General features: G+C 68.1%; 10 protein-coding genes. 5 read left to right on the plus strand and 5 right to left on the minus strand.

Annotation, left to right across the window (positions count from 1 at the left end):
* Positions 1–85 precede the first annotated feature (85 nt).
* From eno to ACQCX5_RS07840, 3 genes are all read right to left on the minus strand, one after another.
* The gene (gene eno, locus ACQCX5_RS07830; protein WP_434541470.1) at positions 86–1,363 is read right to left on the minus strand and encodes a phosphopyruvate hydratase; all 1,278 of its coding nucleotides are present in this window, start codon (positions 1,361–1,363) and stop codon (positions 86–88) included.
* Positions 1,364–1,497: 134 nt separating this feature from the next.
* Positions 1,498–2,523 carry an LLM class flavin-dependent oxidoreductase gene (locus tag ACQCX5_RS07835; RefSeq protein ID WP_434541471.1) on the minus strand — a complete coding sequence of 342 codons (1,026 nt, stop codon included), beginning with the start codon at positions 2,521–2,523 and terminating at the stop codon, positions 1,498–1,500.
* A gap of 35 nt (positions 2,524–2,558) precedes the next feature.
* Positions 2,559–3,692, minus strand: a complete 1,134-nt coding sequence (locus ACQCX5_RS07840; protein ID WP_434541472.1) for a zinc-binding dehydrogenase — start codon at positions 3,690–3,692, stop codon at positions 2,559–2,561.
* A gap of 203 nt (positions 3,693–3,895) precedes the next feature.
* Here ACQCX5_RS07840 and ACQCX5_RS07845 point away from each other — a divergent pair, with 203 nt between their 5' ends.
* From ACQCX5_RS07845 to ACQCX5_RS07855, 3 genes are all read left to right on the plus strand, one after another.
* Positions 3,896–5,452, plus strand: coding sequence for an FGGY family carbohydrate kinase (locus tag ACQCX5_RS07845; protein WP_434541473.1), 1,557 nt, complete (start codon positions 3,896–3,898; stop codon positions 5,450–5,452).
* A 92-nt stretch (positions 5,453–5,544) separates the two neighbouring features.
* On the plus strand, positions 5,545–6,147 hold the full coding sequence (locus tag ACQCX5_RS07850; protein ID WP_434541474.1) for a pyridoxamine 5'-phosphate oxidase family protein: 603 nt from the start codon (positions 5,545–5,547) through the stop codon (positions 6,145–6,147).
* Positions 6,148–6,192: 45 nt separating this feature from the next.
* Positions 6,193–6,981, plus strand: a complete 789-nt coding sequence (locus tag ACQCX5_RS07855) for a triose-phosphate isomerase (protein WP_434541475.1) — start codon at positions 6,193–6,195, stop codon at positions 6,979–6,981.
* Positions 6,982–7,070: 89 nt separating this feature from the next.
* On the opposite strand, the gene ACQCX5_RS07860 is transcribed toward ACQCX5_RS07855, so the two are convergent.
* Together ACQCX5_RS07860 and ACQCX5_RS07865 are read right to left on the minus strand one after the other, a co-directional pair.
* The gene (locus ACQCX5_RS07860) at positions 7,071–7,898 is read right to left on the minus strand and encodes a hypothetical protein (protein ID WP_434541476.1); all 828 of its coding nucleotides are present in this window, start codon (positions 7,896–7,898) and stop codon (positions 7,071–7,073) included.
* Positions 7,899–8,051: 153 nt separating this feature from the next.
* Positions 8,052–9,281 (minus strand): RuBisCO large subunit C-terminal-like domain-containing protein, encoded by a 1,230-nt coding sequence (locus ACQCX5_RS07865; RefSeq protein ID WP_434541477.1) that lies wholly within the window; start codon positions 9,279–9,281, stop codon positions 8,052–8,054.
* A gap of 171 nt (positions 9,282–9,452) precedes the next feature.
* Between ACQCX5_RS07865 and ACQCX5_RS07870 the strand changes: the two genes are divergently transcribed.
* The gene (locus ACQCX5_RS07870; protein ID WP_434541478.1) at positions 9,453–10,946 is read left to right on the plus strand and encodes an FGGY family carbohydrate kinase; all 1,494 of its coding nucleotides are present in this window, start codon (positions 9,453–9,455) and stop codon (positions 10,944–10,946) included.
* Positions 10,947–11,053: 107 nt separating this feature from the next.
* Positions 11,054–12,445 carry an iron-containing alcohol dehydrogenase gene (locus tag ACQCX5_RS07875; protein WP_434541479.1) on the plus strand — a complete coding sequence of 464 codons (1,392 nt, stop codon included), beginning with the start codon at positions 11,054–11,056 and terminating at the stop codon, positions 12,443–12,445.
* Positions 12,446–12,447: the final 2 nt, after the last annotated feature.

The raw sequence follows: 12,447 nt of genomic DNA on the forward strand, positions 1-12,447 counted from the left end.
GTGTGGCCCGCCCCCCGAAACGCCGGACGGCCCCGACTCACAGCGGGAGTCGGGGCCGTCCGGGGTGCAGTGGCTGGTGCGAAACTCAGGCCTTGAAGCGCGGGAACGCCGAAGCGCCGGCGTACGTGGCGGCGTCGTCCAGGTCCTGCTCGATGCGCAGCAGCTGGTTGTACTTGGCCACGCGGTCGGTGCGCGCGGGGGCGCCCGACTTGATCTGGCCACAGCCCAGGGCGACGGCGAGGTCGGCGATGGTGGTGTCCTCGGTCTCACCCGAGCGGTGGCTCATCATTGAGGTGAAGCCGTTGCGGTGGGCCAGGTTCACAGCGTCGATGGTCTCGGTGAGCGAACCGATCTGGTTCACCTTGACCAGCAGGGCGTTGGCGGCCTTCTCGTCGATGCCGCGCTGCAGGCGGGTGACGTTGGTGACGAACAGGTCGTCGCCGACGAGCTGCACGCGCTCACCCAGGGCGGCCTGCATCTTGCTCCAGCCCTCCCAGTCCTCTTCGTTCAGCGGGTCCTCGATCGAGACGAGCGGGTAGTTGTCGACCAGCTCGGTGTAGTAGGCGATCATCTCTTCGGCGGTCTTGTTGGCACCCTCGAACTTGTAGGTGCCGTTGTCGAAGAACTCGCTGGCGGCCACGTCGAGGGCCAGCGCGACCTGGGTGCCGGGCTCGTAGCCGGCGGCCTTGATGGCCTCGACGATCAGGTCGAGCGCGGCGCGGTTCGACTCGAGGTTGGGGGCGAAGCCGCCCTCATCACCCAGACCGGTGTTCAGGCCCTTGTCCTTGAGCACCTTCTTGAGTGCGTGGTAGACGGTGGCACCAATCTCGACGGCCTCGGCGAAGGTCTCGGCGCCGATCGGGGCGATCATGAATTCCTGGATGTCGACGTTCGAGTCGGCGTGCGAACCACCGTTGAGGATGTTCATCATCGGCACGGGCAGCACGTTGGCGGTGGGGCCACCGATGTAGCGGTACAGCGGCAGGCCGGCCGAATCGGCGGCAGCGTGGGCGACGGCCAGCGACACACCGAGGATGGCGTTCGCACCGAGCTTGCCCTTGTTGTCGGTGCCGTCGAGCTCGATCAGGGCCTGGTCGAGCAGGCGCTGCTCGCTGGCGTCGAAACCGAGCACCTCGTCGGCGATGGCCTCGACGTTCTCGACGGCCTTGCTGACACCCTTGCCGCCCCAGTGCGACTTGTCACCGTCGCGCAGTTCGACGGCCTCGAAGGCGCCGGTCGATGCACCCGAGGGCACCGCAGCGCGGCCCTCGGCGCCGTCCTCGAGCAGCACCTCGACCTCGACGGTCGGGTTGCCGCGGGAGTCCAGGATCTGACGGGCGGCGATGAAATCGATGGTTGCCATGCGTGTTCAACCTTTCTTCTGACTTGTGTTCTCAGACCTTGTGTTGTCGGTGCTCACTCTATCCACCCGGACACCCGGTGCAGCAGGTGGTGGCACGGTTGTGCCGAGCGGTGGTCAGACAGGTGCGAACGCGTTCAGCGCCAACGCTGCGCGATGGCCTGGTAGGTGTCGAACTTCGTAGCGATGTCGAACGTGGTCGAGGTCAGCATCAGCTCCTGCACGCCGGTGTTGGCGACCAGGGCCTTGAGCTGCTCGGTGACGTCGTCGTGGCTGCCGACGAACTTGGTGCCGGGCATCTGGGCCAGCACGAGCTCGTCCATCGCCGACAACTCACGCGAGGCGGCCTCTTCGGGGCTGACCACGGGTTCGCGCGCCCCCGACCTGATGCCGAGCCACATGATGCGGGCCGGCCCGGCCAGGTAGTCGGCCTCTTCGGCGCTGTCGGCCGAGATGGCGCTGGTGCAGATCATGGCGTGGGGCTCGTCCAACGCGGCTGAGGGCTCGAAGCGGCCACGGTAGGCGTCGAAGACCGACTCGGGGTCCATGCCGCCGAAGTGGTGGGCGTAGCAGTAGCGCAGGCCGAGCATGCCCGCGAGTTGTGCCGAATAGCCGGACGACCCCAGCAGCCACACTTCTGGGTGCGAGGTGGGCGCGGGGGTGGCTTCAAGCCGCTGGACCATCGGCTCGTCGAGGCGCTCATCACCCAGCCAGTGCATGACCTGCAGCACGTGGTGCGGGAATTCCTCGACACCGAGGGTGTCAGTGGTGCGGCGCAGCGCCGCGGCGGTCATGGGGTCGGTGCCGGGAGCGCGTCCGATGCCCAGGTCGACGCGCCCCGGGTAGAGCGCCTCGAGCAGCGCGAACTGTTCGGCGACGACATAGGGGGCGTGGTTGGGCAGCATGACCCCACCTGAGCCGACCTTGATGCGCTCGGTGTGCGCACCCAGCGCGCTGATCAGCACCGGCGGGTTGGTCGAGGCGACCGAGGTGGTGTTGTGGTGCTCGGCGACCCAGAAGCGATTGAACCCGCCCTTGTCGGCCTGCTGTGCGAGCCAGATGGTGTCGTTGAGGGCGTCGGCCGATGATCGTCCGCTGACAAGGCTGGCGAGGTCGAGCACGGACAGGGGCACGGGCGCGGTCACAGCGGGGGCATCGGTCATGGCCCAACCCTAGCCAAGGGCCGGCAACGGGCAGCTCAGACGACCGCCCGGCCCTCGTCGGCCGCGAGATCGCGCTGCACGACCTCGGGGTCGATGGCGAACACGACCTTCTCGCCGCGCCCGACGAGGTCGATGCCGCGTTCCCAGTCCTCGAGCGGCAGCACCTGGGTGATGACCGGGGCGGTGTCGATGGCCCCGGACGACATCAGCCGCAGCGCCGTCCGGAAACTGGAGGCCCGCTTGCCGCGGGAACCCACGACCTCGAGTTCGTTCTGCACGACCTGCATGATGTCGAGGTCGGGGTTGGACTTGTAGAACGCGACCAGCACGAGGCGCCCACCCTTGGCGAGCAGCGCACCGGCACGCTCGAGTTCGCCCACCTGGCCTGAGCATTCGAAGACGGTGTGGGCCATGTCACCGCCGCTGACCTCGGCCACCACGGCGGCCAGGTCTTCGACATCGGTGCGGACGACGTGGTGGATGCCCGACTGCAGTGCAGTGGACAGCCTGGCCTCGTGGCGGGCCAGCCCGGCCATGATCACGGTGGCACCCGCGGCCCGGGCCACCTGGGCGCACAGTTGGCCGACAGCACCCGGACCGATGACCACGACCACTTCACCGGCCAGCGAGGGGCTCTGCTCGATGACCGCGTGCACAGAGACGGCGGTGGGCTCGGTCAGGGCCGCGGACAGCAGTGGCACCGTGTCGGGCAACAGGTGCAGCGCCCGGGCAGGCATGACCAGGTAGTCGGCCAGCGCACCATCGGCGGTGCGACCAATGCCCAAGCGGTTCGGGCAGCGGTTGTACTGCTCGGTGCGACACCATCGGCAGGCCATGCACAGCACGGCATCGGTCTCGACCGTGACCCGGTCGCCGACCTGCCAGGGGCGGGCGCCGGGCGCGACCTGCACGTCGTCACCGACGGCGGCGATGATGCCGGCAGCCTCGTGCCCCAGCGCCCGCGGCACGAGACCGGTGTCCTTGCCGTTGATCTCGGATCGGTCCGAGCCACAGACGGCGGCGGCGACGATGCGGATGAGCACCTGGCCGGGGCCGGGCGTCGGCACCGGTCGTTCGACGAGCGCCACGTCACCGGGCGTGCGTGACCGTTTGACGAGCGCGCGCATGGTCGAGGGGATCGCGCCGGGGGCGCTGGCAGCGTATGTCATGGCCGTGATCGTAGGCGATGCAGGAAAGTTCGCCAAGACCCATGTACATGCATGTTCATACCTGTATAGACTCTCGAGCATTGTGGTCTCAACTGTGAGGGAGCTCACACAGCACTCCACCACAGCGCACGCCACAGCACCACCGGGCCACCCAACGCCGGGCAGGCCGTCCCACTACGCCCTCAACGCAGAGGAACCCACACATGGAACGCAACTTCATCCTTGGCATCGACGCCGGCACCTCGGTGATCAAGGCCGCACTGTTTGACCGCCAGGGCAACGAGATCTCGCGCGGCGCACGCAACGTGCCCGTGCACAACCCCACCCCGCAGCAGGCCGAAGAGAACATGTACGACGTCTGGGAGGCCGCATCGCTGGCCATCCAGGAGGCCCTGACCGGCTCGGGCGTCGCCCCCGACGAGATCCTGTCGGTCGGCCTGACCGGCCAGGGCGACGGTTCCTGGATGATCAACAAGGACGGCGAGCCCGTGGGTCCCGCCATCCTGTGGACCGACGGTCGCGCCGGCGACATCGTCGAGGGCTGGCTCGAGGACGGCACCGTCACCAAGCAGTTCCCGAAGACCGGCAACGGCCCCTACGCCGGCACCGCCAGCGCCATCCTGAAGTGGCGCCTCGAGAACCAGCCCGAGCTCATGGTCGAGGGCAACCTGCACCTGTGGTGCAAGGACTGGGTCGGCTACAAGCTCACCGGCGTCGCCAAGGGCGACCCCTCGGACGCCAGCCTGATGGGCATCGGCATCACGACGCGCAATTACGACGACGACGTGCTCGAGATCCTCGGCATCAGCGGCGCCAAGGCGGTGCTGCCCGAACTGTTGCCCTCGCACGAACTGCTCGGCGAGATCACTGAAGAGGCCGCCGGGGTCACCGGCCTGCCGGCGGGGCTGCCCGTCTACAAGGGCTCAGTCGACATCTCGGCGTCCTCGCTCGGTGTCGGCGTGGCCCGCCCGGGTGACTGCATGGCCGTGGTCGGCACCGCAGGCATCGTGACCGTGGCCACCACCGACCCCGCCGGGTCGACCAACCCGCCGGACGTCGGCTGGATGATCCCGCACACCCCCGACACCTCGATCCGCTCGATGGGCATGAACTTCTGCACGCCCAACCTCGACTGGTTCCTGCGCGAACTGGGCGGCTCGTTCCGCCGTGAGGCCGACGCCCAGACCCAGGGCAACCTGTACGAGTACCTCGACCAGGTCGTGGAATCCACCCCGGTCGGCTCGAACGGTGTGATCTACCACGGCTACCTGGCCCCCGGCGGCGAGCGTGCGCCGTTCGTCAAGCCGGACGCCCGCGGCATGTTCAACGGCATCAACAACTCCCACACCCGCAATGACATGCTGCGTGCGGTCTACGAGGGCGTGGCGCTGGGCATCCGGCACTGCCTCGATGCCATCCCGACCGAGGTCAAGGTCGTGCGCATGGCCGGCGGCGGCGCCAATTCGCCGGTGTGGGCGCAGATCTTCGCCGACGTGCTCGGTCGCACGATCGAGGTGCCGGCCGGGTCCGAGTTCGGCGCCAAGGGTGCCGCGATCGTCGCCGCCGTCGGCGCCGGTCGCTTCGAGTCGTACGGCGAGGCCGCCGATTCGCTCGTGCATGTGCGCCGCACGTATCGTCCGAACGCTGCGAACACGGCGAAGTACGACAAGTTCTTCGCGGTCTACAAGCGCCTGACCGAGTCGACCATCGACATCTGGGACGACCTGGCCGAGGCCGTCGACTTCGCCACCGCGAACTGAGGCACCGACCACGACCCCGCCACCCCCGGGCCACGGGCCGTCACCGGCAAGCGCCGGTGGCGGCCCGTGTGTCGTCATGCGAAGGTTGAACCATGGCTGTCTTCTATGACTCGATCGAACCCAAGCTCGTGGAATTCATCGAGCGCCAGCACATGTTCTTCGTCGGTACCGCCGCGGCCGACGGTCGGGTGAACATCTCACCGAAGGGGCTCGACTCGTTCCGGGTGCTGGGCCCCAACAAGGTCGCCTGGCTCAACGGCACGGGCAGCGGCAACGAGAGCGCGGCCCACATTCGGCAGGTGCCGCGCATGACCATCATGTTCTGTTCATTCGAGCACCGCCCCTGGATCCTGCGGCTCTATGGCACGCCGACGATGGTGCAGCCGGGTGATGAGCAGTGGGACGACCTGGTGGGGCTGTTCCCCCCGATGCTGGGTGCACGGCAGGTCTACGTGGTCGACGTCGACGAGGCGATGACCGCCTGCGGGTACGGGGTGCCGCTGTACAGCTTCGAGGGCGACCGCGAAACCATGCACCTGTGGGCGAAGAAGAAGGGCCATGACGGGCTCGTGCGTTACCAGGTCGAGAAGAACTCGTCCTCGATCGATGGTTTCGACGCCGGGCTGCAGACCGAACCGCTGCTGGGCGAGGACCAGGCAGAAACTGGGGTGGCACAGACCCCGTCGTCCACGTGAGCGTCTTGTATGTACATGTATAGCCGAGTCGAGTAGTGTGGCCGCATGCTTCCTGATGTGCTGATCGGCCAGAGCTCGAAGAGCTATTTCACCCATGCGCAGGCGCTCGAGTGGGCCGAGGTGGTCGGCCGCGAGCTGTCAGCCCGCTACCCCGACTGGGACCAGCCGGCGACGGGCACCTTCTTGTGCGTGCCCTACCCGCTGCTGCCGCTGATGGTCGACCGGCTCGGGCCGCTCGGCACCACGCTGGGCACCCAGGACCTGTCCCAGTTCGGCCCCGGCGCCTACACCGGCGAGGTCAGCGCCGAGCTGCTGGCCGAGATGGGCAGCAAGCTGACGATGCTCGGCCACCCCGAACGGGTGAAGCTGCTGGGCGAAACCGAAGCGGTCGTCGGGGTGAAGGCCGCCCGGGCTGCCGCCAATGGCATCACCCCGATCCTGGTGGCGGGCGAGAACGACCCGACCCAGGACCCCCGCGAGGTCATGACCGCCCAGTTTGAGCACCGCCTGCGCGATGTGCCCCTGGACGCCGAGGTGATGATCGCCTACGAGCCCACCTGGGCCATCGGTCAGCCCGAGCCCGCCCCGGCCGAACACGTCGTGGGCGTGGTGGCGGCATTGCGTGAGCTGCTGGCTGATCGTCCGAATGTGCGCCTGGTCTATGGCGGTTCGGCCGGACGGGGCACGTTCAAGGCGATCGCCGATGCGGCCCGCGAGGTCGGCAACGAGGCGGGGATCCCCGACGGGGTGTTCCTGGGCCGGTTCGGGCTCGACCCGCTGGCCTTCCTGGATGTGGTCGACGAGGTGCGCACGGCGCTGGCCGACCGGCTCTGATCTGGGCCCAACAAACAAGCACCCAGCGGCACAAGACCCCGAATTCTCCGGGGCACGTGCCGCTGGGTGCTTGTTTGTTGAGGTCGGGTTCACCACAGGCCAGGCGCCCGGTGCAGGTGCGTCCGCAGGATCTCGCCGAAGAGCCGCTTGGTGGCCTCCCACGCCACCCACACGTCGTCATAGGTGAGCCGCAGGGTCAGCAACCCGGCCAGCAGGTTGCGCTGGTCACGATGGCGGTCACCGGCGAAGGCAGCCAGATCGGTGTGGTGGGCGAGCGAGTCGCACTCGATCAGCAGGCGCTCCCCCACCAGCAGGTCGGCATATCCGCCACCCGGCAACGGGAACTGCGGCCTGACCTTGACCCCACGCCGCTCGAAGAACCTTCGCACCCGCGTCTCGGAGCCCGACATCGCGCGCGCGTCGAGACGTCCGATGGCCCGCCGTTGCCGCTGCGACAAGGGGTCGAGCAGGGCAGGCAGGTCATCGGGGTGCAACAGTCGCCGGTGCAACGCCGACTCGAGCACCACAGCGCTGCTCTCGGCATTGAGACAACGCAGCGCATCGGCCAGCGAGTCATGAAGCGAGAGGATGGGATGGTCGTCGGGCCAGGCTCGCAGGGGCAGGTGCTCCACCACGCCGCGGCGAGGCTGGCACCGGCATTGCCGACCAACCTCATGCCGCTCCGCCACCCGCGGCGTGAAGACCCCGTGAAGGCTGAGCGCCGACAAGCAGGTCAGGCGGTGGTTGGACTTCAGCGCGGCCGCTACTGCGGGCGGCGTCGCGGTGGTGCCGTACCACCTTGGTCCCAGGCGCAACAGGTCACCGCGGGCAACGGCACGGCGGATCTGGGCGTCTGTGAGGTCGGCTGCCAACAGCTGCGGGCGGGTCCAGGCATGGAGTTGCGGGGTTGAGGGCACGCCACCCATGGTGGTCCGCGTACAGGCCGACTGCGAGGGCCTGGCTGTCGCCTGTGGATAACTGCCGCCAGCCCACAAACAAGCAGCCAGCGGCCCGCGACCCCGATTTCTCCGGGGCACGTGCCGCTGGCTGCTTGTTTGTGGATCCAACCCTCAGTCGAGGACGCCCCAGCGCGCCACAGCCGCCTGCAGTTCGCGGCCCTCTGCCTGGTCCAGGGGAACCCCTTCCCGGACCGCCTCAATCGCCTGCAGCATGGCCCTCACCCCAGCAGCAGCCCCCATCGGGTGCCCCTGGATCGCCCCTCCCGCGCCGAGCACGATGTCATTTCCGAGGTCGCCGACATACCTGGCCACGGTGCCGGGATGCACTCCCCCGCCGATGATCGGCATGGCCGCCTTGACAGACCCCAGCGGCTCCACCAACCGTGCCGCCGTCTGCAGGTAGGCATGCTTCGTGATCGGGTAGCCGCCGAACGGCGTGTTCACCAGCGCCAGGTCAGCCCCGGCCAGGCGCGGCAACAACCCGCAGGCCAATTCCGAGGCCATGCCCGAGCCCGCGCCCTCGAAGAACGGCGCCGCCCCGGCGAAATGCCCCAGCACCGGCACCCCCACCTCGTCGCGCAGCATCTGCACGCCGCCGTAACCGACGGTCGTGTAGGCCACCATCAGCGCCTCGGCCCCGGCATCCACCGCCGCCTTCGCCGTCTTCAGCATCCGGTCGGGACGATCGGTGACGTTCGGCAGGTACACCGTGTGCCGGCCCGTCTCGGCCTCGGCACGGTCCGCCGCCGCCCGGAATGCCTCGACCCTGGCCAGCACCGTCGAATAGCCGGTGTTGCCCATGAGTTCGTCGTCCTTGATCAGGTCGATACCACCGCGCGCCGTGGCCTCGAAGATCTCGGCCGCAGCCGACGGCGACAACCCGACACAGGGCTTCAGCATGTTCAGCAGCAGCGGACGATCAGCCACGCCTGTCAGGCGTCGCAGCCCCTCAATGCCGTGGCCCGGGCCGCCGAAACCGTCCAGCATTGCATCGGGAAAGCGCAACCCCACCAGCTTGGCCTCCATCGAGGTGGACGCATCATTGCCGATCACCGTGTTCAACAGCTGCGGCAACGAATCGCCCACATTTGCCGACGGGATGCCGATCGTCACCAGGTACCCGACCCGCCCCGGCGTCATCGACGTGGTGGTGTCGGCCGCGGGCACCTGGTACAGGCTGAGCACCCGACCCTCGTGGGCCGCGCGCAGTTCGTCCGTCAGCCCGGGCACCTCGACCCAGGTGCCGGTGGTCTGGCCCACCGCAAAGCGGCGGACGATGGCGCGCGCATCGGCCTCGGCGTCGAGGGTGAAGGCGAAGGTGGCCTCGAAGAGCTCAGTCATGGCCATGATCCTAGCTACTCGCCAAGACATGTCTGTACATGTCTTGACAAGTCTTTACCACCCGACCTAGGCTAGTCGCAGAATCCGGTCGATTGTGACATGCATCACGCGCCGGCTCCACGCAATGCCGCGTCCCCGCACCGTGCGGGACCCCACGAAAGTTGGACACTCGTGAACTACATCCTTGGAATCGACGAAGGCACCACCAGCGCCCGCGCCTTCATCACCGACCTTGAGGGCAACGTCAAGGGCATGGGCCAGGCCGAACTGACCCAGATCTACCCCCGCGCAGGCTGGATCGAGCACGACCCGAAGCAGATCATCAACACCCAGCTCGAGGTCATCCGCGCCGCACTGCGCCAGGCGGGCATCACCCCGAGCGACCTGTCGGCGGCAGGCCTGACCAACCAGCGCGAATCGGCGTTGGTCTGGGACAAGAAGACCGGCGAGCCGATCTACAACCTGATCGTGTGGGCCTCGCGCCAGTCGACCTCGATTGTCGAGGGCTGGGTCGAGCAGGGCATGGGCGACATGATCGAGGAGCGCACCGGCCTGATCCCCGATGCCTACTACTCGGCCTCCAAGATCCGCTGGATCCTCGACCACGTCGAGGGCGCCCAGGAGCGCGCCGAGCGCGGCGAGCTGCTCGCCGGCACCGTCGACGCCTGGCTGATCTGGAACCTCACCGGCCGTCGGGAATTCAAGACCGACGTCTCGAACGCCTCGCGCACGATGATGATGAACTTCCGCAGCCTGCAGTGGGACGACGAACTGCTGGCCGCCTACAACATCCCCCGCTCGATGCTGCCCGAGATCGTGCCGTCCAACGCGCTGTTCGGCGACCTGGAAGACACCTTCGGCACCGCCATCCCGCTGAACGGCGTGCTCGGTGACCAGCAGTCGGGCCTGTTCGGCCAGGCCGCGTTCAACAAGGGCCAGAACAAGATGACCTTCGGCACCGCCGGTGTCATGAACATCAACTGCGGCACCGAGCCGCAGCGCGTCGCCGGCCTGACCCCGTCGGTCGGCTGGGGCATCGACGGCAAGACCACCTATGAGATCGAGGGCGTCGTGTTCTCGATGGGCAAGACCATGCAGTGGCTGCGTGACGACCTGCAACTGATCCATGCCGCGCCCGACTCGGAGTGGTACGCCGGCCAGGTGCCCAGCACCGACGGCGTCTACCTGGTGCCCGCCTTCACCGGCTTCGCGGCCCCGCACTGGGACCCCCACGCCCGCGCCTCGATCATCGGCATGAGCAATGCGACCACCCGCCTGCACGTCATCCGTGCCGCGGTCGAGTCGATGGTCTTCCAGACCCGCGACCTGGTCGAGGCTGCCCGTTCGACCGTCGAGATGCCCGAACTGCGCATCGACGGCGGCGCGGTCAAGAACAACCTGCTGTGCCAGATGCTGGCCGACCAGCTGGGCATCCCGGTCATCCGCCCGAAGAACGCCGAGGCTGCCGTCTATGGCGCCATCACCATCGGCGGCCTGGGCGCTGGCCTGTACAGCGGGCTGGACCAGCTGGCCGAGCAGTGGCAGGTCGACCGGGTCTTCGAGCCCGAGATCAGCCGGGACGAGGCCGACGCCAACTACCACGGCTGGACCGAGGCCGTCGAGCTCAGCAAGGGCTGGGCCCGCAAGGTGAACCGCGAGGCCTGAGCTTCAACCAGTGGAGGGGGCACCATTCGGTGCCCCCTCCTGCAATGCTGGGCCCAGGCATCGTCCCAGCCAAGACACACCGATGTGAACGAGAATTGGAGCAAGTCGTGGCCCCCACCACCATCGACCCGAGCCGTCTGAGCCTGGATGAGCATGCCGTTGCGGCGTCCGACGGCGAACTGCAGCACGTGATCACCGGGCCGGGCGCGCTCGATCGCCTGGGCGAGGTGATCACGGCCATGCACCCCACCGGCACCGTGGTGGTGCTGCACGACGCCACGAACAAGTTCATCAACGGACTCGACCTGTACGACAGGTTGCGCGACATCGTCATTGACTCACTCGACGCCCTGGGCCTCGGGCACGACAACCTGCGGGTGCTGCTCGCCCCCGCCCAGGTCGGGCATGACGTCGTGAACGACGAAGACACCGTCGCCGATGTGCAGCAGGCCGCCAAGGACGCCACCCTGGTGATCGGCGTCGGCTCGGGCACCATCGGCGACCTCGCCAAGATGGCCCATCCCGATGTGCCGCTGGTGCTGGTGCAGACCGCACTGTCGGTCAACGGCTTCGCCGACCCGCTGTCGGTGCTGGTGCGCAACGGTGCCAAGCGCACGTCGTCCTCGCGGTGGCCCAACGTGCTGATCATCGACGACGACCTTGTCGCCCAGGCCCCCGAGCGCCTGGCCAGGTCGGGTGTCGGGGATGCCGTGGCGATCTGGTCGGCCCCCGCTGACTGGTACCTGTCGAGCAAACTCGGCATGGGCGGCAACTACGACCCGACCATCTTCGCGCCGATCCGCGAGGCCGGCCTGCGGCTCGGTGACCCGGACGACGCTGCCGCGCGCGACGGCCTGGTGCATGCCCTGACCCGGGGCGGGCTGCAGATCGGCATGGCCGGCAGCACCGCTCCCCTGTCGGGTGTCGACCACCTGATCAGCCACGTGCTCGACATGGCGGCGATGGCCGGTGGCCAGGACCATGACCTGCACGGCGCCCAGGTCGGCGTCGCCACCGTGACCGCGCTGTCGCTGTGGCAGGTGATCCACGAGCGCGACCTGCTGAACGTGCAGACAGTCGACCTCGAGTTCCCCGAAGATCTCGAGCAGCGCACCCGCGAGACCTGGAACCACATCGACCCCACCGGCAAGCTCGGCGACGAGTGCTGGGACGCCGTCAGCGCCAAGGCCGAAAAGTGGCACACCGCAACCCGGGCGGCGTTCGATGGCCAGGCGGCCGAGCACCGTGCGACCCTCGAAGGTCTCACGCCTGCGCCCGTGCACGTCGCCGACACCTTGAAGCGCTGGGGGGCGTCCACGAAGTTCAGCGAACTGACACCTGCCGTGGACGCCGACCAGGCCCGTTGGGCGCTGAAGGCACTGCCCTACATGCGCAACCGGTTGACGGTCTGCGACCTGCTGCTGATGCGCGGTGTGTGGAACGACGAACTGCTCGACGAGGTCTTCGAGAAGGCCGAACAGGCCGGCGGCGGGCTGTAACA

It is taken from the genome of Aestuariimicrobium sp. G57 (genome assembly GCF_050110855.1).
GTDB lineage: Bacteria > Actinomycetota > Actinomycetes > Propionibacteriales > Propionibacteriaceae > Aestuariimicrobium.

Coding starts and splice junctions, on each gene's coding strand:
- ACQCX5_RS07865 (WP_434541477.1), bottom strand. CDS start 9,281: ATGACTGAGCTCTTCGAGGCCACCTTCGCCTTCACCCTCGACGCCGAG.
- ACQCX5_RS07845 (WP_434541473.1), top strand. CDS start 3,896: ATGGAACGCAACTTCATCCTTGGCATCGACGCCGGCACCTCGGTGATC.
- ACQCX5_RS07850 (WP_434541474.1), top strand. CDS start 5,545: ATGGCTGTCTTCTATGACTCGATCGAACCCAAGCTCGTGGAATTCATC.
- ACQCX5_RS07835 (WP_434541471.1), bottom strand. CDS start 2,523: ATGACCGATGCCCCCGCTGTGACCGCGCCCGTGCCCCTGTCCGTGCTC.
- ACQCX5_RS07855 (WP_434541475.1), top strand. CDS start 6,193: ATGCTTCCTGATGTGCTGATCGGCCAGAGCTCGAAGAGCTATTTCACC.
- ACQCX5_RS07840 (WP_434541472.1), bottom strand. CDS start 3,692: ATGACATACGCTGCCAGCGCCCCCGGCGCGATCCCCTCGACCATGCGC.
- eno (WP_434541470.1), bottom strand. CDS start 1,363: ATGGCAACCATCGATTTCATCGCCGCCCGTCAGATCCTGGACTCCCGC.